Raw genomic sequence first — 25,198 nt, 5'->3', positions numbered from 1 at the left:
AACAACAAAAGGAGTCGCCAGCATGAAAACCGCCGCAGAAGTTCTTCGCAATAAAGCCCATGCCTACGTTTACAGCGTCGACCGTGAGGATTCGCTGCTCGACGGTTTGCGTGTGCTGGCCGAAAAGGGTGTCGGGGCACTGGTGGTGCTCTCCGGCGGGCGCCTGGTAGGCATCGTCAGCGAGCGTGACTACGTGCGCAAGGTAGCGCTGGCCGAGCGTTCGCTGCTCAACACCAAGATCAGTGAAATCATGACCAGCGACGTCATCAGCGTCGGTCCGCGTGACAGCGTGCAGTACTGCATGGAGCTGATGACCGAGCGCCGTCTGCGTCACCTGCCGGTACTGGCCGAGGGCGAACTGATCGGCCTGCTGTCCATCGGTGACCTGGTCAAGGAAACCATTGCCGAACAGGCCGACCTGATCCGTCAGCTGGAGCAGTACATCCGCGGTGAGATTCCCTGAACGCGTAGTCCGGATGCAATCCAGGGAACGAATGGCACGATTTCCCGGATCGCATCCGGGCGACAGGTGAGCGAAAACCTTGCGGGAGGCGCTTTCGACTCTGGCATCCTGCTTCGTTCTACCTCCTGCCTCCATGCAGTCGCAGCGGCACTTGTCGCGTAGGGTGGCACCTTTGGCGGCTTGCCCCAGTCTTACGCTATCGCCCGCTTGACGCATGATCCGGCCCCCGGCAGTCTGCCGCCGTTGCCCAACAGGTGCAGGACGCCCGATGCCGCAGATACTCATAGTCGAAGACGAAGCCGCGATTGCCGATACGCTGGTCTATGCCCTGCAGGCCGAAGGCTTCGTCACACACTGGTCGAGCCTGGGCGGCGAGGCGCTGACGCTACTGGAAAACGGCACCTTCGACCTGGCGATTCTCGATGTCGGCCTGCCCGATATCAGCGGCTTCGAACTGTGCAAGCGCCTGCGCCGTTTCTCCGAGGTGCCGGTGATCTTCCTCACCGCACGCAGCGAGGAGATCGACCGTGTGGTGGGCCTGGAAATCGGCGCCGACGACTACGTGGTCAAACCCTTCAGCCCGCGTGAGGTGGCCGCTCGGGTCAAGGCCATCCTCAAACGCGTGGCGCCGCGCGAAGCACCAGCAGCCAGCGCGCCAAGCACCTTTCAGATCGACGATGCCGCCTTTCGCATTCACTACCATGGCCAAGCCCTGAGTCTGACTCGTCACGAATTTCGCCTGTTGCGCACGCTGCTCGGTCAGCCACGCCGGGTCTATTCGCGCGAGCAATTGCTCGATGCCCTCGGCGTGGCCAGCGAGGCCGGCTACGAGCGCAACATCGACAGCCATATCAAGAGTGTGCGCGCCAAACTGCGCGCCATCGCCCCGAGCGAAGAGCCGATCCAGACCCATCGCGGGCTGGGCTACAGTTTCGAACCGGAGGCCTGAGTCATGCCACTGGGCGTGCGCATCTTCCTCGTCTACTTCCTCTTCGTTGGCCTGGCCGGCTGGTTCGTGCTGAGCACGGTGATGGACGAGATTCGCCCCGGCGTACGCCAGAGCACCGAGGAAACCCTGGTCGATACCGCCAACCTGCTGGCCGAGATCCTGCGCGACGAGGTCAAGGCCGGCACCCTCGGCCAAGGCCGTCTGCACGAAGCGCTGGAAGCCTATGGCCGGCGCCAGCCGCAGGCCAGCATCTGGGGGCTGACCAAGGCCGAGGTCAACCACCGCATCTACGTCACCGACGCCCAGGGCATCGTCCTGCTCGACTCCACAGGCCTGGCGGTCGGCCAGGATTATTCGCGCTGGAACGATGTGCTGCTGACCCTGCGCGGCCAGTACGGCGCCCGCTCGACCCGCGAAGACCCGGACGATCCCGACTCTTCGGTGATGTATGTCGCCGCGCCGATCAAGGACGGCGAGCGAATCATCGGCGTGGTCTCGGTGGCCAAACCCAACCGCACCCTGCAGCCCTATATCGAGCGCTCGCAAACGCGTCTTGGCTGGCTCGGTGCCGGGTTGATCGGCCTTGGCCTGTTGATTGGTGCGGGGCTGTCCTGGTGGCTCAGCGCCGCACTGGGCAAGCTCACTCGCTACGCCCAGGCTGTCAGCGAGGGCCAACGCGCCGAGATGCCCACTGTGCGCGGCGGCGAACTGGGGCAACTGGCCAAGGCGGTGGAGCGTATGCGCACCGAGCTGGAAGGCAAGGCCTACGTCGAGCGCTACGTGCACACCCTGACCCACGAGCTGAAGAGCCCGCTGGCGGCCATCCGCGGCGCCGCCGAACTGCTCGACGGCGACATGCCGGTCGAGCAGCGCCAGCGGTTCGTGGCCAATATCCAGCAGGAAAGCGCGCGCCTGCAGAACCTGATCGAACGCCTGCTGCACCTGGCTCAAGTGGAGCAGCGTCAAGGTCTGGAAGAGCGCGTGGCAGTGCCGCTGGCGCCGCTGGTGGGCGAGCTGCTGCAAGCGCAGCAGGCGCGTATCACCGCCGCCAACCTGCAGATTGAACAGGTTGTGCCAGCAGGCCTCAGCCTGCGCGGCGAGCGCTTCCTGCTACGCCAGGCACTGGCCAATCTGCTGGACAACGCCCTCGACTTCACTCCGCCCGGCGGGCATATCCGCATCGCCGCCGAGCGCGATGGCGAGCGCATCGTCCTGCGCCTGTTCAACCAGGGCGAAGCCATACCCGACTACGCCCTGGCACGTCTGACCGAACGCTTCTACTCCCTGCCGCGCCCCAATGGGGGCCGCAAGAGCACCGGGCTTGGCCTGAACTTCGTGCAGGAAGTGGCCGAGCTGCATGGCGGCGAGCTGCGCATCGGCAATGTCGAGGGCGGCGTGGAGGTCATCCTGCAGCTGCCGGGCGCCTGATCTGGTGCGTGTTGTCAGCTTTCCAGCAAAGGCAGCGTGACGGGCAAGCGCAGCAGCTCAACCTGCCACCAGGTCGGCAGCAGTCTGCGTACTTCCGGGCGGGCGAAGCGGTCGTCGATCAGGTAGAGCACGCCTTGATCTTCCGGCGTGCGGATTACCCGGCCAGCGGCTTGCACGACCTTTTGCAGGCCGGGGTAGAGGTAGGTGTAGTCGTAGCCATTGCCGAACAGGGCGTCCATGCGCTGGCGGATTTCTTCGTTGATGGGGTTGAGCTGGGCCAGGCCGAGGGTGGCGACGAAGGCGCCGATCAGGCGTTCGCCGGGCAGGTCGACACCTTCGCCGAATACGCCGCCGAGTACGGCGAAGCCGATGCCGCGGCCGCCGATCTGGAAGCGCTCGATAAAGCCCTGACGCGCCGCTTCGTCCATCTGGCGTGACTGCGTCCATACCGGAATCTGCGGGTGATCGCGGCGCAGCTCCTGTAGTACCTGTTCCAGATATTGATAGCTGCTGAAGAAGGCCAGGTAGTTGCCCGGGCGTTCGGCGTACTGGCGCGCCATCAACTGGCAGATCGGCGCCAACGAGGCGTCGCGGTGCTGGTAGCGGGTGGACAGGTTACGCACCACCTGCACGTGCAGTTGTTCGGCGCTGAACGGTGATGCCACGTCCAGGCATTGGGTCTCTTCCGGCAGGCCGAGCAGGTCGAGGTAGTAGTGGCTGGGACTGAGGGTGGCGGAGAACAGCGTGGCGCTGTGGGCGTCCTCGAAGCGCGGGCCGAGAAAGGGCGCCGGGAGGATATTGCGGATGCACAGGGTCGAATAACTACGCCCGTTGCCGGCCTCGTCGCGATTGATATCGAACAGCGAGTGCGGGCCGAAGCTTTCCGCCAGGCGGCAGAACAGCATGGCGTCGAGATAGAAGCTGAGCAGTTCGCCAGCGTTGCCTTCCGGTTGGTCGGTAAGCAGGTCGGTGATGGCGCTGACGGCTTTGCCCAGGGCTGCGAGCAGCAAGTCCGGCGCCAGCGGGTAGACCTGATAGGGCACCTCCTGCTCGCGGTGCAGTTGATCCCAGTGGCGGTCGACCCGTTCCAGCACGCTTTTCAGGCGTTTCGGCGCGTCGCGACACATGGCTTTGAAGCGCGCCTGATCCAGCTCGGCGCTGTACATGCCGCGCCCGCGTTCCACCAGGTTGTGCGCTTCGTCCACCAGCAGGCAGACGCGCCACTGGTTGATCAGGGTGAGGCTGTGCAGCAGGGCGCCGAGGTCGAAGTAGTAGTTGTAGTCGCACACCACCACGTCGCTCCAGCGGCACAGCTCCTGGCTCAGGTAGTAGGGGCACACGCCGTGGGCGATGGCGATATTGCGCACGGCCTGCTGATCCAGCCAGCGTTCCTTGAGCGCCGCACTGCGCGCTGCCGGCAGGCGGTCGTAGAAGCCCTTGGCCAGCGGGCAGGAGTCGCCATGGCAGGCCTTGCTCGGGTGTTCGCAGGCCTTGTCGCGGGCCACGTGTTCCAGCACGCGCAGCGGCGTTTCTGGTTCGCGCAGGCGTTGCAGGGCATCCAGTGCCAGGCGCCGGCCCGGCGTCTTGGCGCTCAAGAAGAACAGGCGGTCGAGCTGCTGGCCGGGCATGGCCTTGAGCTGCGGGAACAGGGTGCCAAGAGTCTTGCCGATGCCGGTGGTGGCCTGCGCCAGCAGGTAATGGCCGTCACGCGCAGCGCGATACACAGCCTCGGCCAGTTGCCGCTGGCCATGGCGGAATTCGCCGTAGGGAAAGCTCAAACTCTCCAGTACTTGATTGCGTGCCTGCTGATGCGCCTGTTCCTGCCGCGCCCAATCGATATAGCGGCGGCAGTGCAGGGCGAAGAATTCACCCAGCGACGCGGCGCTGTGGCGCTCGCGGAATACCGTTTCTTGCTGGGTCATGACGTTGAAGTACACCACCGCCAGATCCAGTTCCTCGAAGCCCAGTTCCTGGCACAGCAGCCAACCGTAGATCTTCACCTGCGCCCAGTGCAGCAGGCGGTGGTTGGCCGGGATGCGCGAGATGTCGCCGCGGTGGGTCTTGATCTCTTCCAGCAGGCGAAATTCGGGGTCGAAGCCATCGGCGCGGCCGCTGACCGTCAGCCCCTCGAACTGGCCGATCAGTGGCAGCTCGGAAACGTAATCCGGGCCGCGCCGGGCCACCACCGTGGCGTGCCCGGCCATGCCCTCCTGTGCGGTGGGTGAGGGGGTGAAGCGCAGGTCGAGGTCACCTTCCTTGGCGGTGAACTCGCACAGCTCGCGCACTGCGATGCGCAGGCTCAATCGCTCCACTCCACGTAGCAGACGCTGACCGGCATGCCGTGCTCGGCGCAGAAGGCCAGCCAGCGTTTCTGGTTGTCCTGCAGGCGGTCGCCGGGGCCTTTCACCTCGATCATCCGGTAGCGGCCCTCGGCGGGCCAGAACTGGATCAGGTCAGGCATGCCGGCGCGGTTTTCGCGGATGTCGGCCAGCAGGCGGCGGAACCAGGCGCCCAGGTGCGCCGGTGGCAGGCAGGCCAGCGCCTGTTCCAGGCGTCCGGTATCGAGCAGCTCCCAGAACACGAAGGGCGACTGGATGCCGAATTTCTCGGCGTGGGTGCGGCGTATGGCGTCGATATAGCTGCCATCGTCCAGGCGTGCCAGGCAGGCGGCGAACAGTGGAGCGCGGCGGGCGTGAAAGTCGGCGCGGTGCAGATCCACCGGGCCGGTATGAAAGGGGTGGAAGAAGGCGCCGGGCAGCGGGGCGAAGATCGCCTCCCAGCAGAGCAGGCCGAACAGCCCGCAGATCAGCGTGTTCTCCACGTAATGCACGGGCGCATCCGGCTCGGTCAGGTGCATGGCCACGGCCAGTTCGACGCTGGCGGCGCGCGGCAGGCGCAGGTCGAGGCGATCTTCGATCAGCTTCGCCGCCTTGGCTACTGGCGGCAGGCCGAGGCGTTTGCGCAGACGTGTGCGGGCTCGTTCGGCCAGTTGCGCCTCTTCGGCGTTGTGCGGCGCCGCGATCACCTGTTCGGCCAGCGCTAATGCTTTGGCATCCTGGCCGAGGCGCTCCAACACGCGGATCTGCCGTTGCCGCGAGCCTACCGCGCGGGTGTCGCGGTACAGCGCAAGCGCTGAGTCCAGTTCACCGGCACGTTCCAGATGCTGCGCCAGTTGCAGCAGCAGGCGCTGGTGGCGTTCGCCGATATGGGCGCTGTCGCTGCTGAAATCGCCGAGCTGCTGCAGCACCTCGGCAACCGCCATGCCCGCCTCGAAGGCCTCACGGCAGGTGCGCAGGTGCAGGTAGTCGTCGACGTCCTGGCGATGGCGAAAGCCGCGCGAACCTGGGGTGATCGGAACTTGCTCGTAACGGAAAATGCCCAGGTCGGCCAGCACAAATTCCGACCAGTCCTGCGCCAGGTTGCCGAAGAACATCAGGCGCAGGCGGTCGCACAGTGGGCCGATGGCCAGGCTCAGCAGGCGCTCGTCCAACTGCGGGCACCAGTCGGCCAGGCTGCGCGGTTCGCTGTGCAGCTCGCGCAGATGGTCGAGCACTTCGCTTTTCTTCAGGTTGCCGCCTGGCAGGTCGCTGGCGAAATGCGCGGTAAGTTCGTCCTTGAGCAGCAGGGCGCCGAGTTCGTCGAAGCTCAGTGCGGCGCAGTCGATCAGCCAGCCCAGTTCCAGCAGCGGAGCGGCAGCGGTCGGGATGTCGCCGATCTCGGCATAGCGCAGTTTGCTGACACGAAAGTGCACGCCCTTGCGCATCACCAGACGTACCAGCAGCGCTTGGGCGGGCAGTGGCACCTGGGGGAAGTCCGCGACGAAGGCGTGCTCGACGTCATCCATCAGGTCACGGTGATGGGCGTCGAGCCAGGCGAGGGCCTTGCGGAAATTGGCCAGGTAATAGAGTTCGGGGGCGTCGAGGCTGAGCATGCTGCAAAGTTTCACTGGTTTTTTATACAGATGCTAGTGCCGTTCACCGGCTGGAGTACTGAGGTGGATGAAAGGCGAGGGCGGTATTGTTCTGCTGCCTGTGGCAACTATCTGTCTGATCGATAAGCACTTTTTCAGGTATCGATAGCGTCGATTGTCACTATCCCGAGATGTGCCTTTTGCCGTTCTGGGGCGTGCGTAACATGGCAACCGTAGCCAGTTACTCACCCCTCTCAGGAGAACGAACATGAAAAAGCAAATCCTCGCCAGCCTCGTCATCGCCGCCCTGTCCGCCAGTGCTTTCGCCCTGCCGCAGATCAATGCTCAACAGTCCGCAGCCCCTGTAGTCGCTGAAGGTGGCGCAGATCGTGTCGGCGTGAATCGTGTAGCCGAAGGCGGTGCCGAACGTACTCTGGAGCGTTTCCGCGTAGCTGAAGATGGTGCTGATCGCGTTGGTCCGAACCGTGTTGCCGAAGGTGGTGCTGACCGCGTGGGCCTGAACCGCGTAGCTGAAGGTGGTGCTGATCGCGTTGGTCCGAACCGCGTAGCCGAAGGTGGTGCTGACCGCGTAGGCCTGAACCGTGTAGCCGAAGATGGTGCCGATCGCGTAGGTGCCAGCCGTATTAGCTGATCCGGATATCCATCACGCGGGAGCAGTCTTATGCCGCATTGCAGTTAGAAAGGGCGCCCCGAATCGGCGCCCTTTCTCTTTCACCCATTCTCCACACAATCTCCACGCTCGCCCCATACGCCTCCCACCGCCCCTGCCCAGACTCTGCCGTACCTTCACTCGCTACGGAGAGCCGTACCATGACCCGTTCCCTGGGCTTCAAGCTGGGCGCCATTGCCCTGCTGATTCTGCTACTGATGATTCCCCTGCTGATGATCGATGGCCTGGTCGACGAGCGCCAAGGCCTGCGCCATGAGGTGCTGCAGGATATCGCCCGCAGCTCCAGCTACCGCCAGCAGATCACCGGGCCGATCCTGGTGCTGCCGTATATCAAGACCACCCATGAGTGGAAGACCAACGAGAAGACCGGTGAGCGCTATAGCGAAGAGCGTCAGCGTCGCGGTCGCCTGTACTTCCTTCCGGAGCGCTTCGTGCTTGAAGGTCAGGTGGGTACCGAGCTGCGTGCCCGTGGCATCTATGAAGCGCGCCTGTACCGCAGTGACAGCCAGGTCAGCGGCCAATTCCGCCTGCCGGCGCGCCTGGGGCTGGGTGACGAGCTGGGCTTCTACCGCTTCGAGAAACCCTTCCTCTCGGTCGGCATCAGCGATATCCGTGGCATCAGCAACGACCTGCAACTGCGTCTGAATGGCCAGACCCTGAGCTTCGCGCCAGGCAGTGCTGACGATAACTTCGGCGCCGGTGTGCATGCGCCGCTCCCCGCTCTGGACGCGCAGGGTGGGCAGACCCTCGATTTCGCCTTCGACCTCAAATTGCAGGGCACCGAGCAATTGTCGATCGTGCCTGTGGGGCGTGATAGCCGGGTCAACTTGACCTCCGACTGGCCGCACCCGAGCTTCGTCGGTGAGTACCTGCCGAGCCGCCGCGAAATCTCTGACAAGGGCTTCAGCGCCGAATGGCAGACCAGCTTCTTCGCCACCAATCTGGAAGAGGCATTGCGCGGCTGCGTGGGGGCTGACCGTTGCCAGGATCTGTTCGGGCGCAACTTCGGGGTGAGTTTCGTCGACCCGGTGGATCAGTACCTGAAGACCGATCGCGCAATCAAATATGCGCTGCTGTTCATCGCCCTGACCTTCGCCACCTTCTTCCTCTTCGAAGTGCTCAAGCGCCTGGCTGTGCACCCGGTGCAGTACGCGCTGGTCGGCCTGTCGCTGGCGCTGTTCTACCTGCTGCTGTTGTCGCTCTCCGAGCATCTGGACTTCGCCTTGGCCTATGCGTTGTCAGCCAGCGCTTGCGTCGGCCTTATCGGCTTCTACGTCAGCTTCGTGCTCCACAGCTGGCGGCGCGGGTTGGGCTTCGGCAGCCTGCTGGCCGCTCTGTACGCCATGCTCTACGGCCTGCTCAATGCCGAAGACTACGCCTTGCTGATGGGCTCGCTGCTGGTGTTCGGCGTACTCGGCAGCGTGATGGTGCTGACCCGCAAACTGGATTGGTACGGCGTCGGTCGCAGCGCTGCGCAAGCCTGAATCCAATCGGCGCGGCGAGTGTCGCGCCCCTTCTCTGGAGGTGATCCCATGCGTCTTCTCATGCAATTTTCCGCCTGCCTGGGCCTCGGCCTGGTGGTGGCGGTGATGATCCTGATCGGCTTGATGTTCTGTGGCTGGTTCAACCTGATCGACGGCCTGCTGCTGACCGGCAAACCGCTGGCCAGCCTGAGCCTGATGGTGCTGCCGGAGGGCTTCTGGAGCACGCTGACCGGCATTCAGGACGCGGCGCAAAACAGCACGTTGCGTTCCTTTCTGTCTCTATGCGCGGCATTGGGCCAGGTTGGCCTGCTGTTGGCGCTGGGCTTCATGCGCCTGTGGTATCGGGCATGAGCGGGCATATCGGTTTGCGCGAGGAGGCGCGTGCCGGGCAACTGCTGGCGCGGCGGATTGCCGGGTTGTTTCGTCGCTGGCAGATTCAACAACAGGCATGTCAGGAGGGATATACCGAGGTGCGGCAGAAGGCGTGCTTGAGTGGTGAGGCGATCTCGTAGCCCGGATGAAATCCGAGGATTGGGCGGCTACAAAAGTCCCGGATTGCATCCGGGCTACAACGTCATACGCCAGGTGGGTGGCGCCCACCTGGCGTTTCTCTTTACAGGCTGACCGAAATCCCCGCCTGCAGCGTGCGCGGCTCGCCCGGATAGCTCCAGACGTTCCAGGCGCGTTCTTCGTAGTGTTTGTCGAAGACGTTGTTGAGGTTGAGGTTCAGGCGCACGTTCTCGGTAAGCGGGTAGTAGGCCAACAGGTCGACCAGGCCATAGCCGTCCATGTCGAAGGTGTTGTTGCTGGTCTGGCCCTGACGCTCGCTGACGTATTTCAGGCCAACGCCTAGGCCAAGGCCGGCCAGGGTGCCGCTGTCGAACTCGTAGGTGTCGAGCAGGTTGAAGCTGTGGCGTGGCACGTTGGCCAGGCGCGAGCCTGCCGGCATGGTGGCGCTGGTGCTTTCGGTGACTTCGGCGTCGACGTAGGCATAGCCGCCAATAACCCGCCATTGCGGAGTGATATTGCCGGCCACGTTGATATCGAAACCACGGCTGCGTACTTCACCGGCGGCGACGCTGCGCGTGCTATCCAGCGGGTCGCTGGTCAGCACGTTTTCCTTGACGATATGGAACAGCGCGGCGGTCAGGCTCAGGTCGCGATCGGCCATGTCGTACTTGATACCGACCTCGTGAGCGACACCTTTTTCCGGGTCGAAGGCATTGCCCAGGCGGTCAGCGCCACGGTTGGGCTTGAACGAACGCGAAGTATTGGCGAAAACCGCCAGCTCGTCGGTGAGGTCGTAGATCAGGCCGAAGCGCGGGGTGACGGCGTTGTGCGCCTGATCCCAGTCACCGCTGGTGGTGAGCTTGTCTTCGTAGCTCTGCTCGAAGCGCTCGATACGCGCACCCACCTGCGCCTTGAGGCGTTCGGTCAGGGCAATCTGGTCCTGCAGGTAGAAGGCGTAGGACTCCAGCGTTTCGGCATCATGCGTGGTGGTACGGGTCAGCGCCGGCAGCGGCTGGCCGTGCACCGGGTTGTACAGGTCGATGGGGTAAGCGCCGCCGCCCGGCGAGCGGATGATCAGCGAGTTGTAGTTGAACTTGTCGTACTCCACGCCCACCAGCAGGGTGTGGGCGAAGCCGCCGAGGTCGAAGTTGCCTTCGGCGTTGGCTTGGGCGTTGACGTCATTCCAGTTCAGCCAGCGCTCGTTGTAGTTGCGCCCGACGCTGCTGGCGCCTGCAGGCAAGCCGGTGTAGGCGTTGCTGTTGTTCTCCACGGCGCCGCCGTAGATCTTGCCATCGAGATACTGCACGCCGCCGCGCAGGGTCCAGCTGTCATTGAGCAGGTGCTCGATGCGCAGTTGCGTGCTGGCGTTCTCGTTGGTCAGCTTGCCGGCGGACTCCTCGCTCAGGAAGCGGTCGCGCGGCAGCTTGCCGTTCTGGTTGGAATAGCGGGTGACGCCACGGTCGAGCGGGTGGCGGTTGTGCAGGTAGTCGCCTTCGAGGGTGACGGAGGTGTCCTCGTTGAGCTGCCAGCGCAGCACTGGGGCGACGTTGTAGCGCTCGCTCTCGACATCATCGCGGAAGCTGTCGCCGCCCTCGGCCACCAGGTTCAGGCGGTAGGTGAAGGCGGCTTGCTCGTCTAGGGCACCGGTGGTGTCGAGGGTGCCACGACGCAGGCCTTCGCTGTTGACCTGGCTACCCAGTACGGTGCGGCGCTCGGCCTGTGGCTGCTTGCTGACGATGTTGAAGGTGCCGCCAGGATCGCTGCGGCCGTAGAGCATGGCCGCCGGGCCGCGTAGCACTTCGATGCGCTCGATGGTGCTGGCGTCGGGCATGTTCGGGTAGCCACGGTTGACGGCGAAACCGTTGCGGTAGAACTCCTGACTGTTGAAGCCGCGAATCAGAAATTCGGTCAGGCCCTGGCCGCCGAAGTTGTTGCCGCGCTCCACGCCGCCGGCGTAGTCCAGCGCATCTTCCAGGCGCACCGCGCCGATGTCCTGCACCACCTGTTCCGGGACCACGCTGATCGACTGTGGGATTTCATGGATCGGCGTATCGGTACGGGTCGCACTGGCCGAGCGGGTGGCCCGATAGCCGTCTACCGGGCCATCGGCTTGTTCCGAAGGGGCGGTGATCTGCATTTCTTCCAGTGCCAGCGGTGTGTCGTTATCGGTGCTGGCAAAGGCACTGTGGCAAGTGAGAGCGGGCAGGGCGAGGAGCGGTACGACCAGGCGTCGCATGGTGTGAATCCTTGGGCCGGGGGTAGGTGAGGGCCCGGGATTCTAGTGTTTTAGAGAATCATTATCAAATGCGGATTTATCGCAGTGAATCGCTTGAAAGATGACGCTTCTCTACTAGGGTTTTCAGCGTTTGCAATGAATCCACGAAACGTCGCGATGCGGCTAATACCAATGTCTATCTGTCGGTCGGTGCTGGCCTGCTGCTAGCTTGAAGCTGCATCAGAATAACAATAACCGGAGGCGTCTATGACTTCTGAACAAACAAATGCCGCGGCCTATTGGAAGGCCAATGTGCGGCTCATCACCTGGAGCCTGATTGTCTGGGCGCTGGTTTCCTACGGATTCGCCATGATTCTGCGCCCGATGGTCGCGGGAATCTCCGTCGGCGGTTCCGACCTCGGATTCTGGTTCGCGCAGCAAGGCTCCATCCTCTTCTTTATCGGGCTCATTTTTCACTACGCGTGGAGACTGAACAAACTCGATAAAGAATTTGGCGTCGAGGAGTAAGTGGTCATGAGCCAATTCGTCATCAACATGTTGTTCGTAGGCGCGTCCTTCGCGCTCTACATCGGTATCGCCATCTGGGCGCGTGCCGGCTCCACCAAAGAGTTCTACGTCGCTGGCGGTGGTGTGCATCCGGTCACCAACGGCATGGCGACAGCCGCTGACTGGATGTCCGCTGCATCCTTCATTTCCATGGCGGGCCTGATTGCCGCCGGCGGCTATGCCAACTCCACTTTCCTCATGGGCTGGACTGGCGGCTACGTGCTGCTGGCGATGCTGCTGGCACCCTACCTGCGCAAGTTCGGCAAGTTCACCGTGCCGGATTTCATCGGTGATCGCTTCTACAGTCGTGGCGCGCGCCTGACTGCGGTGATCTGCCTGGTGATCATCTCCGTGACCTACGTGATCGGTCAGATGGCCGGTGCCGGTGTTGCCTTCTCGCGCTTCCTCGAAGTGAGCAACTCCACTGGTATCTGGATCGCAGCAGCGGTGGTATTCGCCTACGCCGTATTTGGCGGCATGAAGGGTATCACCTACACCCAGGTCGCTCAGTACGTGGTACTGATCGTGGCCTACACCATCCCGGCGATCTTCATCTCCCTGCAGCTGACCGGTAACCCGATCCCGCCGCTGGGCCTGTTCGGTGACCACGTCGAGTCCGGCGTGCCGCTGCTGCAGAAGCTCGATGAAGTGGTGCGTGACCTGGGCTTCGCTGCCTACACCGCCGATATCGACAACAAGCTGAACATGGTGCTGTTCACCATGTCGCTGATGATCGGTACTGCCGGTCTGCCGCACGTGATCATCCGCTTCTTCACCGTGCCGAAGGTTTCCGACGCACGCTGGTCGGCTGGCTGGACCCTGATCTTCATCGCTCTGCTGTACCTCACCGCTCCGGCCGTTGCCTCGATGGCGCGTCTGAACCTGGTCACCACCATCTATCCGGAAGGCGCTTCTGCTCCGGCGCTGTCCTATGACGAGCGTCCGCAGTGGGTCAAGAACTGGGAACAGACTGGTCTGATCAAGTGGGAAGACAAGAACGGCGACGGTCGCATCCAGATGTACAACGATGCTGCACCGGCCTTCACCGCGACCGCTCAGGAGCGTGGCTGGAGCGGTAACGAGCTGACCGTGAACAACGACATCCTGGTTCTGGCCAACCCGGAGATCGCCAACCTGCCTGGTTGGGTGGTCGGCTTGATCGCGGCGGGCGCCATTGCGGCGGCACTGTCGACGGCTGCGGGATTGTTGCTGGCGATTTCTTCGGCGATCAGTCATGACCTGATCAAGACCTTGATCAATCCGAAGATCAGCGAGAAGGGGGAAATGCGCGCAGCGCGGATCTCCATGGCCTGCGCGATTCTGCTGGCGACCTACCTGGGCCTGAATCCACCAGGGTTCGCCGCACAGGTGGTGGCGTTGGCCTTCGGTATCGCCGCGGCGACCCTGTTCCCGGTGCTGATGATGGGGATCTTCTCCAAGCGCATGAACGACAAGGGTGCGATCTGCGGTATGGTCGCCGGCCTGGTGATCACCCTGCTGTACATCTTCACCTACCTGGGATGGTTCTTCGTTCCGGGGACCAACATGCTGCCAAACACCCCGGACCAGTGGTTCATGGGTATCTCCCCGGCTTCCTTCGGTACCGTCGGCGCCCTGATCAACTTCGCCGTGGCCTACGGCGTATCGATGGTCACCGCCGAGCCGCCGCAGGAAATCCAGGATCTGGTGGAAAGCGTACGTACCCCCAAAGGTGCTGGTGCCGCTCTGAGCCACTAAGCATAATCCTGGCCTGACGCCATCTGTCGATGGTCCAGGGTCTGACAGACGGGCCTCCACTGGAGGCCCGTCTTTTTTCGGGAACAACCATATGTTGTGGACTTTGCTTGCCATCGTGGTGGCGGGGCTCGGCGCTGCCGGTATCGCTCTGCTGCTGCGCAAACTGACGCGTAACAAACTGCCGAAGTGGATCGTGCCGCTGTTCGGTGGTCTGGGGATGCTGGGTTATCAGGTGTTCTACGAGTATTCCTGGTTCGAGCATCAGCAGGCGCGCCAGCCCAAGGAGTCGGTCGTGGTCGCGACCGAAGCGGGCCACGTATTCTGGCGCCCGTGGAGCTACTTCGTACCGATGATCACCGCCTTCACCGTGCTCGACAGCAAGAGCGTCGTGCGCGAGCAGGTGGCGGACGCACCGGTGGCCGAGTTCATGCTCTATCGCTTCGAGAAGCAGCACATCGACCACGTTTCGCATCGCGCCCATCTGCTCAATTGCGCAACCGGCGAGTTGTTGCCGCTGGACGAGAAGAAACAGCCTCAGCTGGCCCAGCTCAAGCGTATCGACAAGGAAGACGCGCTGTATCGTCAGGTGTGTCGCTAGCGCTATCCGTGCGTTACGGGGGTGGTGCGCGCAGCGCACCCTGGCCGAAAGCGCATCGGTGCGCGTGACCTGGGCGGCCACTCCCTATTTGCGAACGCCTTTCACTGTAGGGTGCGCCGTGCGCACCGACTCTTCACCGATGGTGCCTGACTCGGCCGCTTTTCAGCGCCCGATAGACCCAGGTCAATATCCACGCCTGTCACCTGCATAGAATCGCCAGCCCTGATTTTTCGAGCTTGCGGTCATGCCCCGTTTCCCCGAACTGTTGTCGCCAGCCGGCACCCTGAAGAACATGCGCTACGCCTTCGCCTACGGCGCCGATGCGGTGTATGCCGGGCAGCCGCGTTACAGCCTGCGCGTACGCAACAACGAGTTCGACCACGCCAACCTGGCCCTTGGCATCGCTGAGGCGCACGCGCAGGGCAAGCAGTTCTACGTGGTGGTCAACATCGCTCCGCACAACGCCAAGCTGAAGACCTTCCTCAAGGACCTGGCGCCGGTGATTGAGATGGCGCCGGATGCGCTGATCATGTCCGACCCGGGCCTGATCATGCTGGTGCGTCAGCATTATCCGCAGATGCCGATTCATCTCTCGGTGCAGGCCAATGCGGTGAACTGGGCCAGCGTCGAGTTCTGGCGCCAGCAGGGACTGACGCGGGTGATCCTGTCGCGTGAGCTGGCGCTGGAAGAGATCGAGGAGATCCGCAGTGAGGTGCCGGGCATGGAGCTGGAGGTGTTCGTCCACGGCGCCCTGTGCATGGCCTATTCCGGGCGCTGCCTGCTGTCGGGCTACATCAATCGTCGCGACCCCAACCAGGGCACCTGCACCAACGCCTGCCGCTGGCAATACCAGGCCACGCCCGCGAATGAGAACGAGTTGGGCGAGATCGTCCGCGTGGTCGACCCGACGCTAGGGCAGGGCGCACCGACGACCCAGGCCTTCGTGCTCGAAGAGGCTGGGCGTCCGGGTGAGGAAATGGCCGCCTATGAGGACGAGCACGGCACCTACATCATGAATTCCAAGGACCTGCGCGCGGTGCAGCACATCGAGCGGCTGGTGCGCATGGGCGTGCACTCGCTGAAGATCGAGGGGCGTACCAAAAGCCACTTCTACGTGGCGCGGACTGCGCAGGTCTACCGCCGCGCCATCGACGATGCGCTGGCCGGCAAACCCTTTGACCCGAGCCTGCTCGGCAGCCTGGAATCGCTGGCGCATCGTGGTTACACCGAGGGCTTTCTGCGCCGCCATGTTCACGACGAATACCAGAATTACCAGCGCGGCAGCTCGGTGTCGGAGCGTCAGCAGTTCGTCGGCGAGCTGACCGGCGAGCGCCGTGGCGAACTGGTCGAGGTGCGGGTGAAGAATCGTTTCGCCGTGGGCGATGGGCTGGAGCTGATGACCCCGCAGGGCAACCTGCGCTTCACTCTGGAGCAACTGCAGAATGCACAGGGGCAGGCGCAGCAAGTGGCGCCGGGCGATGGCCACGTCCTGTACCTGCCACTGCCGGCAGATGTGCAGTTGAACTACGGGCTGCTGATGCGTGACCTCTAGGCCTTTCTTAGGGTGAAGTGCCATCCTCCCTACGTGCTGTAGGGCACGTGGACAGTGCCGAAAGTGTTGGTGCGCGCGGCGCACCTTACGCGCACGCCAATTCGTAGGGTGCGCCGTGCGCACCGGGGGATGGTGAACTGTTTTCTTGCAGGGCCAAGGAGGCGTTGCGATTACGCTGTGGTGGCCAGGGGCGCGATGCTACATGGCGTGTTGACGCCGGCGTTGGCTAGCCAGTTGGCGCTCCAGCTCGCAGAGACTGTCGATGCCCTGACGGCGTGCCTTGCTGAACAGCATCAGCGCCAGTTCAGCGGTCACCAGGGCGTCGGCGCTGGCGTTGTGGCGCTGGTGCACCTGCAGGCCGAATTCGGCGACCCACTCATCGAGCCCGCCCTGGCGAATGCGCGATTGTGGGCACAGCAGCGGGGCGATTTCGGCGACATCGAAGAAACGGTGCTGCAGGCGATAGCCCAGACTCTGGCGCAGCGCGCGAGCCAGCATGCGCTGGTCGAACTCGGCATGAAACGCCAGCAGTGGGCTGCTGCCAACGAACTCCATGAAATCCAGCAGTGCCTCGGCTGGCTCCACGCCACGGGCCACTTCGCTGGGGGCGATACCGTGGATCAGGGTGCTGGCGCTGGCCTGGTGATCGGGGCGGTGCAGGGTACATTCGAACTGTTCGGCGAAGTCGATGGCGCCGTTATCGATCACCACTGCGCCGATGGCCAGCACCTGATCGCGGCGCATGTTCAGACCGGTGGTTTCCAGATCGAGGACGACGAAGCGCTGCTGGTGCAGCGGACGTTCGTCGAACGCTGCCGGAGCGCTCAAGGCCTCGCGGCGTTGCAGTTGCTGCTGGGTCAGGGCCGGGCCACGGCCAGTGAACCAGGTGAACTTGCTCATAGCTGATACCTCATGGCCAGGCTGCTCTGCAGGCGCTGCGCCTGGCGGAACGACTCGCGCAGAATACGCCGGTCCAGATGATTGAGGTGGTCGGGGTCGACCCGATTGGAGTAGGGCAGCTCGTCACGCGCCTGCAGTTGATGCTGCTGCATGCGCGTCTGCTGAATGAAGTGGTAAGCCTCTTCATAGGCGGCGCCGTCCAGGGCCTCGATCACGCCCTTGGCGACCAGCGCGCGCAGGCGCTCCAGGGTGCCGACCGCACTGATGCCATTGGCCAACGCGAGCAAACGGGCGCCGTCGACGAAGGGCGTCAGGCCCTGCACCTTGAGGTCGAGAGTGTCCTTGTCGGCGCCCGAACGGGCCACCACGAAGTCGCGGAAGCGTCCAACCGGCGGGCGGTGGCGCAGGGCGTTCTCCGCCATCATGCGCTGGAACAGGCTGTTGTTGGCGATGCGTCCGAGCAGCTCCTCGCGTAGCTGTTCGCAGCCTTCGTCCGGGCCCCAGATCGCGCGCAGGTCGAAATAGATGGTCGAGCCCAGCAGATTTTCCGGCGTGGCTTCGAGGACGAAGCCGGCGAAGCGCCGCGACCACTCCTCGCGCGACAGGCACAGCTCGGGGTTGCCGGCCATGATGTTGCCCTTGCACAGGGTAAAGCCGCACTGCGCCAGGCGCTGGTTGATCTCGCGGGCGATCGGCAGCAGGCGCTCGCGGATGGCAGTAGCCTCACTGGCGTTTTCGGCCTCGAAGAGGATGCCGTTGTCCTGATCGGTGTGCAGGGTCTGCTCGCGGCGGCCTTCGCTGCCGAAGCACAGCCAGGTGAAGGGGATGCCCGGATCGCCCATGTCCTCGAGGGTCAGCTCGATCACCCGGCATACGGTGTGGTCGTTGAGCAGGGTGACGATATGGGTGATCTGCGTCGAGCTGGCGCCGTGGGCGAGCATGCGGTCGACCAGCAGGCGGATGTCGCTGCGCAGCCCGGCCAGGGTCTCTACCTTGCCGGCATGGCGGATGGTGCGTGCCAGATGCACCAGGTCGACGCGCTGCAGGCTGAACAGGTCGCGCTCGGAAATCACCCCGCAGAGTTTCTCGTGCTCCACCAGGCAGACGTGAGCGATGTGCCGCTCGGTCATGGCGATGGCGGCATCGAAGGCACTGGCATCCGGCGCCAGATGGAAGGGGTTGGGCGTCATCAGGTTGTCGATGGGCTGGGCCAGATCGACGCCGTCAGCCACCACCCGGCGCAGGTCGCGCAGGGTGAAGATACCCAGTGGTCTAGCGGCCGGGTCGAGCACCACGATGCTGCCTACGTGCTGCTCATGCATCATGCGCACGGCATCACGCAACGGCGTCTGCGGCGCACAGCCGATGGGTTGGCGCATGGCCAGTTCGCCCAGGCGGGTATCCAGCGAATACTGCGCGCCGAGGGTTTCCACCGCACGCAACTGCACCTGCTGGTTGACCTGATCGAGCAAACTGCTGACCCCGCGCAGGGCGAAATCGCGCAGCGGGTTGGAGACGGCGAAGAGCTTGACGAAGGCGAGCTTGGACAGCAGCAGGCAGAAGGTATCTTCGGCGGCCAGGTGCTCGGTGCGCGTGGCGCGCTCGCCGATCAGCGCCGCCAGGGGGAAGCACTCACCGGCCGTGATCTCGAAGGTGGTCTCGGTGCCACGCCGGGCGCTGTGCGGGCGCTCGCCGTGCACACGGCCCTGCTTGACGATATAGAAGTGCTCGACCGGGCCATCGCTCGGTTTGATGATCGAGTCGCCCTCGGCATAGAAACGCAGCTGGCAGTGCTCGACCAGAAATGCCAGGTGAGCAGTGTCCATCTGGTTGAAGGGCGGGAACTTCTGCAGGAACTCCATGGTGCCGTGGATGTTCTGCAGCACCGCAGTCTTGCCCGCATCGGCCATCGCGTCGGCCTTGCTCATGGGCGTGCGCCTCGCAGTTTCGGGATGCTGTCAGTGTGGCCCTGGCCGGCCGGATTGCCCATTGCACCTAAGTAGGGTGCTTTGGGACTGCATGAAGGCTGCTGGCGAAACTTGTAGCCAGGCTGTCAACCGAGCTACAGGGCTGCGGGAGAGACTTTAGCCGCGACTTCCCATAAAAAAACCGCCCCGGAGGGCGGTTTTCTATTCGAGCAGCGCCCGAATCACAGGCCGTTCTTTTCCTTGAACTCGCGACGACGGCGATGCAGTACCGGCTCGGTGTAGCCGTTGGGCTGCTTGGTGCCTTCGACTACCAGCTCCAGCGCGGCCTGGAAGGCGACGTTGTTGTCGAAGTCCGGGGCCATCGGGCGATACAGCGGGTCGCCCGCGTTCTGGCGATCCACCACCGGTGCCATGCGCTTGAGGCTTTCGACCACCTGCGCCTCGGTGACGATGCCGTGACGCAGCCAGTTGGCCAGCAGCTGGCTGGAGATGCGCAGAGTGGCACGGTCTTCCATCAGGCCGACGTCATTGATGTCCGGCACCTTGGAGCAGCCGACGCCCTGGTCGATCCAGCGCACCACGTAGCCGAGGATGCCTTGCGAGTTGTTGTCCAGCTCGTTGCGGATTTCTTCTGCTGACCAACTGGTGTCCTTGGCCAGCGGGATGGTCAGGATGTCGTCCACCGAAGCCGGGGTGCGCTTGGCCAGTTCGGCCTGACGGGCGAACACGTCGACCTTGTGGTAGTGCAGCGCGTGCAGGGTGGCGGCGGTCGGCGAGGGGACCCAGGCGGTGTTGGCGCCGGACAGCGGGTGCGCGATCTTCTGCTCGAGCATCGCCGCCATCAGGTCCGGCATGGCCCACATGCCCTTGCCGATCTGTGCGCGACCCTGCAGGCCGGTGGCCAGGCCGACGTCGACGTTGTTGTTCTCGTAGGCGCCGATCCAGGCTTCGCTCTTCATGGCGGCCTTGCGCACCACGGCGCCGGCTTCCATGGAGGTGTGAATCTCGTCACCGGTGCGGTCGAGGAAGCCGGTGTTGATGAACACCACGCGCTCGCTGGCAGCCTTGATGCAGGCCTTGAGGTTGACGGTGGTGCGGCGCTCTTCGTCCATGATGCCGACCTTCAGGGTGTTGCGGGCCAGGCCCAGCACATCCTCGACGCGGGCGAAGATTTCGCTGGTGAAGGCGACTTCTTCCGGGCCGTGCATCTTCGGCTTGACGATGTACACGCTGCCGGTACGGGTGTTCTTGCGGCTGGTGTTGCCGATCAGGTTGTGCACCGCGATCAGGCTGGTGAACAGCGCGTCCTGGATGCCTTCCGGAATCTCGTTGCCTTCGGCGTCGAGAATGGCCGGGTTGGTCATCAGGTGGCCGACGTTGCGCACGAACAGCAGCGAGCGACCATGCAGGGTCAGCTCGGAGCCGTCCGGCTGGGTGTAGACGCGGTCCGGGTTCATGGTGCGGGTGAAGGTCTTGCCGCCTTTGGACACTTCCTCGGCCAGGTCGCCCTTCATCAGGCCCAACCAGTTCTTGTAGACCACCACCTTGTCATCGGCATCGACGGCCGCGACGGAGTCTTCGCAGTCCATGATGGTGGTCAGCGCGGCTTCCATCAGCACGTCTTTGACGCCAGCGGCGTCGGTGCTGCCGATGGGGCTGGAGGCGTCGATCTGGATCTCGAAGTGCAGGCCGTTGTGCTTGAGCAGCACGGCGATCGGCGCGCTGGCCTCGCCCTGGAAACCGACCAGTTGCGCGTCGTCACGCAGGCCGCTGTTGCTGCCACCCTTGAGGGCGACGACCAGCTTGCCGCCGACGATGGCATAGCCGGTGGAATCGACGTGCGAGCCGGCAGCCAGCGGCGCGGCTTCGTCGAGGAAGGCGCGGGCGAAGGCGATGACCTTGTCGCCGCGTACCTTGTTATAGCCCTTGCCCTTCTCGGCGCCACCTTCTTCGCTGATCACGTCGGTGCCGTACAGCGCGTCGTACAGCGAGCCCCAGCGGGCGTTGGAAGCGTTCAGGGCGAAGCGCGCGTTCATCACCGGCACCACCAGCTGCGGGCCGGCCAGGCGGGCGATCTCTTCGTCGACATTGGCAGTGGTGGCCTGGAAGTCTTCCGGCTCCGGCAGCAGGTAGCCGATCTCCTGGAGGAAGGCCTTGTAGGCGGCGGCGTCATGGGCCTGGCCCTTGCGCGCCTTGTGCCAGGCGTCGATCTGCGCCTGCAGCTCGTCGCGCTTGGCCAGCAGGGCACGGTTCTTAGGCGCCAGGTCCTTGATGACCGCAGCGGCACCGGCCCAGAACTTGTCGGCAGCGATGCCGGTACCGGGAATGGCTTCGTTGTTCACGAAGTCGTACAGGGCTTTGGCGACCTGCAGGCCACCGACTTGAACGCGTTCAGTCATCACTTGCCTCACTATCTGAGCTTTACTCAATCGCCGCTTCGGGCACCTCTGAAAACGACCTGCGGGTCAACGCCTGCGCTTTCAGAGAGGCTCGTCGGAGACGGTCTGGCCGTCTTGTAGTCCGTGGCGCGGCATACTACATCAAGATTCCGGGGAAATGCAGTGGGTATACGTCAGACCGCGACCAAAAGACTAGTTACGGTCACGAGTAGTACGCGTTGTGTTCAAAAAAGTTCGCTATTGTTTCATAAGATATGCAAAAACGTACACGATTAATTGCGCGGGATACTGACAACGGGCCGAATATAGCCTACGCCACCTTCACCTATACTGCGGCCAAGCCGTTGGAGCCTGCCATGTTGGTATCTGTCGCCGTAACTGCCGATCTTCAGGACCTCACCCGTCTGTTTGCCGGGTACCTGCGTTTCTACGAGGTGCCGAAGGCCGAGGCGCAGATCGCCGTCTTTCTCGGCGAGCGCCTGACACGTGGTGATTCGCAACTGCTCATCGCGCGTGACGCGCAGGGCCTCGCCCTGGGCTTCGTCCAGCTCTACCCCTTCCAGTCATCACTGGCCCTTGAACCGGCCTGGCTGCTCAGCGATCTGTATGTGCACGAGTCCGCCCGTCGAATGGGCGTCGGTGAGGCATTGATGAATGCGGCGCGCGCTCATGCCGAAGCCAGCGGGGCCTGTGGCCTGCAACTGGAGACAGCGAAGACCAACCTGGCCGGACAGCGTCTGTACGAACGCCTGGGCTATGTGCGCGACGAGCAGTTTCTGACTTACTGGCTGGCACTACAGAATTGAAACCCTTGCACTACATGAATGAGAGAGGCCGTATATGGATCATCTGGTATTGACAGTGATTGCCGCGGATCAGCCCGGCCTGGTGGAGCGTCTGGCCGGCTGTGTCGCCGCGCACGGCGGCAACTGGCTGGAGAGCCGCATGGCGCGCATGGCCGGGCAGTTCGCCGGGATCGTGCGGGTAGACGTGCCGGCCGAGGCGCACGGCGGTCTGATCAAGGACCTGGAAGCGCTGAGCACCCAGGGCATCCGCGTGCAGCTGGCGGCCAGCGGTAGCGAGCCGGGTGGGCGTTTCACCTCGATTCGTCTGGAGCTGGTGGGCAACGACCGCCCCGGTATTGTCCGCGACATCACCCGCGTGCTGGCCGAGCAGGGCGTCAACCTGGAGAACCTGCTGACCGAAGTGGCGCCGGCGCCGATGAGCGGCGAACTGCTGTTCACCGCCGAAGCGCTGCTGGCCGTGCCGGAGACGCTGCCCCTGGAGCAGTTGCAGGCGCGTCTGGAGACCCTGGCCGACGATCTGATGGTGGAGCTGAACCTGCGCGCCGAGGATTGATATCCCCGGTATAGGTGGATCAGCCTGTGGATAAACTGGGGAACCCCGGCGCACAGCTTAGTGCCCCGGGGTTTTTCATTGGCTGGCTAAAAGTTCAACAGGATCAATGTCTTGTGCACAAATGCCGGGGATGGATCTGTGGATAAGCCGGGGGTGACAGGCGCCGCCCCAAGGCTGGCGCGGCCTGGCGGTGGATGGATATTTTTTGTTCAGTGAAAGAGAAGCCGGTGCGCGCAGCGCACCCTACAAGGATGCTCTGCGCGGAATCGTAGGGTGCGCCGTGCGCACCGCCGGGTTAAGCGTTGGCGCGCTTGCGCAGGTTCAGCCAGATATCCAGGCTGTATACAAAAAGCCCGGCCCAGATGCAGGCGAATGCCAGCAGGGTGCTCGGTGAGAAGTGCTCATCGAACAGCAGGATGGCTTGCAGCAGTACCAGGGTCGGAGCCAGGTATTGCAGGAAGCCCAGCGTGGTGTAGGGCAGATGCCGAGCCGCGGCGTTGAAGCACACCAGCGGCACCAGGGTGATCGGCCCGGCGGCGGCCAACCACAGTGCTTCGCTGCTGGTCCAGAAACTTGCCTGGCTGCTCATCGCCGCAGGGTGCAGAGCCAGCCAGGCCAGCGCTACCGGCACCAGCAGCCAGGTTTCCACCACCAGGCCGGGTAGTGCTGCCACGGGCGCCTGCTTGCGAATCAGCCCGTAGAAACCGAAGGTCAGCGCCAGTACCAGCGACACCCAGGGCAGGCTGCCGACCTGCCAAAGCTGCTGCAGCACGCCCAGCGCAGCCAGGGCGACCGCCAGCCATTGCAGGCGGCGCAGGCGCTCGCCGAGAATCAGCAGACCGAGCAGCACGTTGATCAGCGGGTTGATGTAGTAGCCCAGGCTGGCCTCGATCATGCGGTCGTTGTTTACCGCCCACACGTACACCAGCCAGTTGGTCGCGATCAGCAGCCCGCAGCCGGCCAGCACTGCCAGGCGTTTGGGATTGTCGCGCAGCTCGCGCCACCAGCCAGGGTGCTTCCAGACGAGCAGCAGCAGGCCACCGAACAGCGCGGACCAGAGCACGCGGTGCACGATGATCTCCATCGCCGGGACGCTTTGCAGGGCTTTGAAGTAGAGCGGGAACAGGCCCCAGATGATGTAGGCGGTAAGGCCCAGAACGTACCCGCGTTGCGGGTTGGCGGTAGCCATCGAGAATCCTTGGTTAGGCAGCTAACGGTTGCCGCGAAATTCTAGCGTTCTGTCCGCCGCCTTGTCTGTTCGTTCAGCTTTTTCCGTATACCGAAGTGCCGGCAAATTCGTAAGGCAAACTTTACGCGGCGTGTGCAACTGTATCGGTCGGCGCGCTGCGCTGCCTGGTGATCAGTCTCGCGCTGGTCTGGGAGATGGCTGACCCTTGCAGCCGCCTGGGTAGTCCGCGGTGCGCACGGCGCACCCTACCTGACGGCATCGAGATGGCGCCTTAGAACAGTCGCAGCGGCTCTTCATCCAGTGCGGCCATCTGTTCGCGCAGCGACAGAATCTGATCGCCCCAGTAGCGCTCGCCAGCAAACCAGGGGAAGGCCAGGGGGAAGGCCGGGTCGTCCCAGCGGCGGGCGATCCAGGCGCTGTGATGCATCAGACGCAGGGCGCGCAGGCCTTCGATCAGCGGCAGCTCGCGGGCGGCAAAATCATGGAACTCCTGATAGCCGTCGACCAGTTCGGCCAACTGGCCAAGGCGTTCATGGCGTTCGCCGGCCAGCATCATCCACAGATCCTGCACGGCAGGGCCCATCCGGCAGTCGTCGAGGTCGACGACATGGAAGGCGTCGTCGCGGTGCAACAGGTTGCCTGGGTGGCAGTCGCCGTGCAGGCGAATCGGCGTATAGCGCACGCGGGCGAACAGTTCATCGAGGCGGGCAAGCAGATCGCGCGCTACCGACTCGTAGGCGGGCAGCAGGCTGCGCGGCACGAAGCCGCCGTCGAGCAGGGAGGCCAGGGCCGCATGGCCGAAGTTGTCCACCGCCAGGGTTTCGCGATGAGCGAAAGGACGGCTGGCGCCGATGGCGTGCATGCGTCCAAGCAACTGGCCGAGGCGGTACAGCTGATCCAGGTTGCCCGGCTCGGGTGCGCGACCGCCCCGGCGCGGGAACAGGGCGAAACGGAAGCCGCCGTGCTCGAACAGCGTCTCGCCATCACGCTCCAGCGGCGCTACCACCGGGACCTCATGCTCGGCCAGCTCGGCGCTGAAACTGTGCTCCTCGCGGATCGCCGCATCGCTCCAGCGGTCCGGGCGATAGAACTTGGCGATCAGCGGCGTTTCGTCCTCGATACCGACTTGATAGACGCGGTTCTCGTAGCTGTTGAGTGCCAATACGCGGGCGTCGCTGAGGTAGCCAAGGCTCTCCACGGCATCGAGCACCAGATCCGGGGTGAGGGTGGAAAAAGGATGGCTCATGAGCGACTCCGCGTGAGTGGGCGCCCAGTCTACCGGCTTGCGCTAAACCTAGGGCGGGTGTAACCCGCCGTTG

The 25,198-nt window shown here is 63.8% G+C and carries 21 protein-coding genes; 13 read left to right on the top strand and 8 right to left on the bottom strand.

The features are described from left to right. Window positions 1–22 precede the first annotated feature (22 nt). The 3 genes from BM186_RS18860 (at window position 23) to creC (ending at window position 2,840) form a co-directional block, all read left to right on the top strand. Entirely contained in the window at window positions 23–463 is a 441-nt protein-coding gene (locus BM186_RS18860) for a CBS domain-containing protein (protein WP_017675802.1), read from the top strand. Window positions 464–731: 268 nt separating this feature from the next. Then, a complete protein-coding gene (gene creB, locus BM186_RS18855) occupies window positions 732–1,412 on the top strand; it encodes a two-component system response regulator CreB (RefSeq protein ID WP_074917378.1) in 681 nt (226 codons plus the stop codon). A gap of 3 nt (window positions 1,413–1,415) precedes the next feature. Beyond that, the gene (gene creC / locus BM186_RS18850; protein ID WP_074917376.1) at window positions 1,416–2,840 is read left to right on the top strand and encodes a two-component system sensor histidine kinase CreC; all 1,425 of its coding nucleotides are present in this window, start codon (window positions 1,416–1,418) and stop codon (window positions 2,838–2,840) included. A gap of 14 nt (window positions 2,841–2,854) precedes the next feature. Here creC and BM186_RS18845 read toward each other — a convergent pair whose 3' ends face one another. Beyond that, a complete protein-coding gene (locus BM186_RS18845; protein ID WP_074917374.1) occupies window positions 2,855–5,143 on the bottom strand; it encodes an ATP-dependent DNA helicase in 2,289 nt (762 codons plus the stop codon). Beyond that, complete coding sequence (locus BM186_RS18840; protein WP_074917372.1) at window positions 5,140–6,771, bottom strand: VRR-NUC domain-containing protein; 1,632 nt, start codon at window positions 6,769–6,771, stop codon at window positions 5,140–5,142. The genes BM186_RS18845 and BM186_RS18840 overlap by 4 nt, the downstream gene beginning before the upstream one ends. 247 nt (window positions 6,772–7,018) lie before the next feature. Between BM186_RS18840 and BM186_RS18835 the strand changes: the two genes are divergently transcribed. From BM186_RS18835 to BM186_RS26655, 4 genes are all read left to right on the top strand, one after another. Continuing rightward, the gene (locus BM186_RS18835; RefSeq protein ID WP_074917370.1) at window positions 7,019–7,402 is read left to right on the top strand and encodes a phage infection protein; all 384 of its coding nucleotides are present in this window, start codon (window positions 7,019–7,021) and stop codon (window positions 7,400–7,402) included. A gap of 179 nt (window positions 7,403–7,581) precedes the next feature. Then, complete coding sequence (gene creD / locus BM186_RS18830) at window positions 7,582–8,925, top strand: cell envelope integrity protein CreD (protein ID WP_074917368.1); 1,344 nt, start codon at window positions 7,582–7,584, stop codon at window positions 8,923–8,925. 48 nt (window positions 8,926–8,973) lie between these two features. Beyond that, window positions 8,974–9,276 (top strand): hypothetical protein, encoded by a 303-nt coding sequence (locus BM186_RS18825; RefSeq protein WP_072424951.1) that lies wholly within the window; start codon window positions 8,974–8,976, stop codon window positions 9,274–9,276. Further along, window positions 9,273–9,437, top strand: a complete 165-nt coding sequence (locus BM186_RS26655) for a hypothetical protein (RefSeq protein ID WP_158234279.1) — start codon at window positions 9,273–9,275, stop codon at window positions 9,435–9,437. The genes BM186_RS18825 and BM186_RS26655 overlap by 4 nt, the downstream gene beginning before the upstream one ends. 101 nt (window positions 9,438–9,538) lie before the next feature. Here BM186_RS26655 and BM186_RS18820 read toward each other — a convergent pair whose 3' ends face one another. Then, on the bottom strand, window positions 9,539–11,671 hold the full coding sequence (locus BM186_RS18820) for a TonB-dependent siderophore receptor (RefSeq protein WP_074917366.1): 2,133 nt from the start codon (window positions 11,669–11,671) through the stop codon (window positions 9,539–9,541). 246 nt (window positions 11,672–11,917) lie between these two features. Here BM186_RS18820 and BM186_RS18815 point away from each other — a divergent pair, with 246 nt between their 5' ends. The 4 genes from BM186_RS18815 to trhP all read left to right on the top strand — a co-directional run bounded on the left by BM186_RS18815 (window position 11,918) and on the right by trhP (window position 16,104). Beyond that, window positions 11,918–12,178 (top strand): DUF4212 domain-containing protein, encoded by a 261-nt coding sequence (locus tag BM186_RS18815; protein WP_074917364.1) that lies wholly within the window; start codon window positions 11,918–11,920, stop codon window positions 12,176–12,178. A 6-nt stretch (window positions 12,179–12,184) separates the two neighbouring features. Then, window positions 12,185–13,954 carry a sodium:solute symporter family protein gene (locus tag BM186_RS18810; protein ID WP_074917363.1) on the top strand — a complete coding sequence of 590 codons (1,770 nt, stop codon included), beginning with the start codon at window positions 12,185–12,187 and terminating at the stop codon, window positions 13,952–13,954. 91 nt (window positions 13,955–14,045) lie between these two features. Further along, window positions 14,046–14,552 carry a hypothetical protein gene (locus BM186_RS18805; protein ID WP_074917361.1) on the top strand — a complete coding sequence of 169 codons (507 nt, stop codon included), beginning with the start codon at window positions 14,046–14,048 and terminating at the stop codon, window positions 14,550–14,552. A 244-nt stretch (window positions 14,553–14,796) separates the two neighbouring features. Further along, window positions 14,797–16,104, top strand: a complete 1,308-nt coding sequence (gene trhP, locus BM186_RS18800) for a prephenate-dependent tRNA uridine(34) hydroxylase TrhP (RefSeq protein WP_074917359.1) — start codon at window positions 14,797–14,799, stop codon at window positions 16,102–16,104. Between the two features lie 198 nt (window positions 16,105–16,302). Here trhP and BM186_RS18795 read toward each other — a convergent pair whose 3' ends face one another. The 3 genes from BM186_RS18795 to BM186_RS18785 form a co-directional block, all read right to left on the bottom strand. Next, the gene (locus BM186_RS18795) at window positions 16,303–17,004 is read right to left on the bottom strand and encodes a 3'-5' exonuclease (protein WP_074917357.1); all 702 of its coding nucleotides are present in this window, start codon (window positions 17,002–17,004) and stop codon (window positions 16,303–16,305) included. Next, window positions 17,001–18,932 carry a putative nucleotidyltransferase substrate binding domain-containing protein gene (locus tag BM186_RS18790; protein WP_074917355.1) on the bottom strand — a complete coding sequence of 644 codons (1,932 nt, stop codon included), beginning with the start codon at window positions 18,930–18,932 and terminating at the stop codon, window positions 17,001–17,003. Before BM186_RS18790 ends, BM186_RS18795 begins: the two co-directional genes overlap by 4 nt. A 221-nt stretch (window positions 18,933–19,153) precedes the next feature. Then, window positions 19,154–21,331 carry a malate synthase G gene (locus BM186_RS18785; protein WP_074917354.1) on the bottom strand — a complete coding sequence of 726 codons (2,178 nt, stop codon included), beginning with the start codon at window positions 21,329–21,331 and terminating at the stop codon, window positions 19,154–19,156. A 356-nt stretch (window positions 21,332–21,687) separates the two neighbouring features. Between BM186_RS18785 and BM186_RS18780 the strand changes: the two genes are divergently transcribed. Then, a complete protein-coding gene (locus BM186_RS18780) occupies window positions 21,688–22,137 on the top strand; it encodes a GNAT family N-acetyltransferase (protein ID WP_074917352.1) in 450 nt (149 codons plus the stop codon). A 34-nt stretch (window positions 22,138–22,171) separates the two neighbouring features. After that, window positions 22,172–22,690: a glycine cleavage system transcriptional repressor gene (locus tag BM186_RS18775; RefSeq protein WP_074917350.1), complete on the top strand. Its 519-nt coding sequence runs from the start codon at window positions 22,172–22,174 to the stop codon at window positions 22,688–22,690. Between the two features lie 295 nt (window positions 22,691–22,985). Here BM186_RS18775 and rarD read toward each other — a convergent pair whose 3' ends face one another. Together rarD and BM186_RS18765 are read right to left on the bottom strand one after the other, a co-directional pair. Next, window positions 22,986–23,879, bottom strand: coding sequence for an EamA family transporter RarD (gene rarD, locus BM186_RS18770; RefSeq protein WP_074917343.1), 894 nt, complete (start codon window positions 23,877–23,879; stop codon window positions 22,986–22,988). Window positions 23,880–24,150: 271 nt separating this feature from the next. Then, window positions 24,151–25,125: a serine/threonine protein kinase gene (locus tag BM186_RS18765; RefSeq protein WP_074917341.1), complete on the bottom strand. Its 975-nt coding sequence runs from the start codon at window positions 25,123–25,125 to the stop codon at window positions 24,151–24,153. Between the last annotated feature and the right edge of the window lie 73 nt (window positions 25,126–25,198).

The sequence above is a fragment of the Ectopseudomonas toyotomiensis genome, from assembly GCF_900115695.1.
Lineage (GTDB): Bacteria > Pseudomonadota > Gammaproteobacteria > Pseudomonadales > Pseudomonadaceae > Aquipseudomonas > Aquipseudomonas toyotomiensis.
The sequence above is the reverse complement of the archived record's forward strand: the minus strand, read 5'-3'. Positions and strand labels throughout refer to the sequence as shown.

Excerpts from the sequence above, each read along its gene's own strand:
- creB (WP_074917378.1), top strand. The coding sequence starts at position 732 with ATGCCGCAGATACTCATAGTCGAAGACGAAGCCGCGATTGCCGATACG.
- rarD (WP_074917343.1), bottom strand. The coding sequence starts at position 23,879 with ATGGCTACCGCCAACCCGCAACGCGGGTACGTTCTGGGCCTTACCGCC.
- BM186_RS18795 (WP_074917357.1), bottom strand. The coding sequence starts at position 17,004 with ATGAGCAAGTTCACCTGGTTCACTGGCCGTGGCCCGGCCCTGACCCAG.
- creC (WP_074917376.1), top strand. The coding sequence starts at position 1,416 with ATGCCACTGGGCGTGCGCATCTTCCTCGTCTACTTCCTCTTCGTTGGC.
- BM186_RS18775 (WP_074917350.1), top strand. The coding sequence starts at position 22,172 with ATGGATCATCTGGTATTGACAGTGATTGCCGCGGATCAGCCCGGCCTG.
- BM186_RS18790 (WP_074917355.1), bottom strand. The coding sequence starts at position 18,932 with ATGAGCAAGGCCGACGCGATGGCCGATGCGGGCAAGACTGCGGTGCTG.
- BM186_RS18780 (WP_074917352.1), top strand. The coding sequence starts at position 21,688 with ATGTTGGTATCTGTCGCCGTAACTGCCGATCTTCAGGACCTCACCCGT.
- BM186_RS18785 (WP_074917354.1), bottom strand. The coding sequence starts at position 21,331 with ATGACTGAACGCGTTCAAGTCGGTGGCCTGCAGGTCGCCAAAGCCCTG.
- BM186_RS18835 (WP_074917370.1), top strand. The coding sequence starts at position 7,019 with ATGAAAAAGCAAATCCTCGCCAGCCTCGTCATCGCCGCCCTGTCCGCC.
- creD (WP_074917368.1), top strand. The coding sequence starts at position 7,582 with ATGACCCGTTCCCTGGGCTTCAAGCTGGGCGCCATTGCCCTGCTGATT.
- BM186_RS18825 (WP_072424951.1), top strand. The coding sequence starts at position 8,974 with ATGCGTCTTCTCATGCAATTTTCCGCCTGCCTGGGCCTCGGCCTGGTG.
- BM186_RS18805 (WP_074917361.1), top strand. The coding sequence starts at position 14,046 with ATGTTGTGGACTTTGCTTGCCATCGTGGTGGCGGGGCTCGGCGCTGCC.
- BM186_RS18820 (WP_074917366.1), bottom strand. The coding sequence starts at position 11,671 with ATGCGACGCCTGGTCGTACCGCTCCTCGCCCTGCCCGCTCTCACTTGC.
- trhP (WP_074917359.1), top strand. The coding sequence starts at position 14,797 with ATGCCCCGTTTCCCCGAACTGTTGTCGCCAGCCGGCACCCTGAAGAAC.
- BM186_RS26655 (WP_158234279.1), top strand. The coding sequence starts at position 9,273 with ATGAGCGGGCATATCGGTTTGCGCGAGGAGGCGCGTGCCGGGCAACTG.
- BM186_RS18765 (WP_074917341.1), bottom strand. The coding sequence starts at position 25,125 with ATGAGCCATCCTTTTTCCACCCTCACCCCGGATCTGGTGCTCGATGCC.
- BM186_RS18810 (WP_074917363.1), top strand. The coding sequence starts at position 12,185 with ATGAGCCAATTCGTCATCAACATGTTGTTCGTAGGCGCGTCCTTCGCG.
- BM186_RS18815 (WP_074917364.1), top strand. The coding sequence starts at position 11,918 with ATGACTTCTGAACAAACAAATGCCGCGGCCTATTGGAAGGCCAATGTG.
- BM186_RS18860 (WP_017675802.1), top strand. The coding sequence starts at position 23 with ATGAAAACCGCCGCAGAAGTTCTTCGCAATAAAGCCCATGCCTACGTT.
- BM186_RS18840 (WP_074917372.1), bottom strand. The coding sequence starts at position 6,771 with ATGCTCAGCCTCGACGCCCCCGAACTCTATTACCTGGCCAATTTCCGC.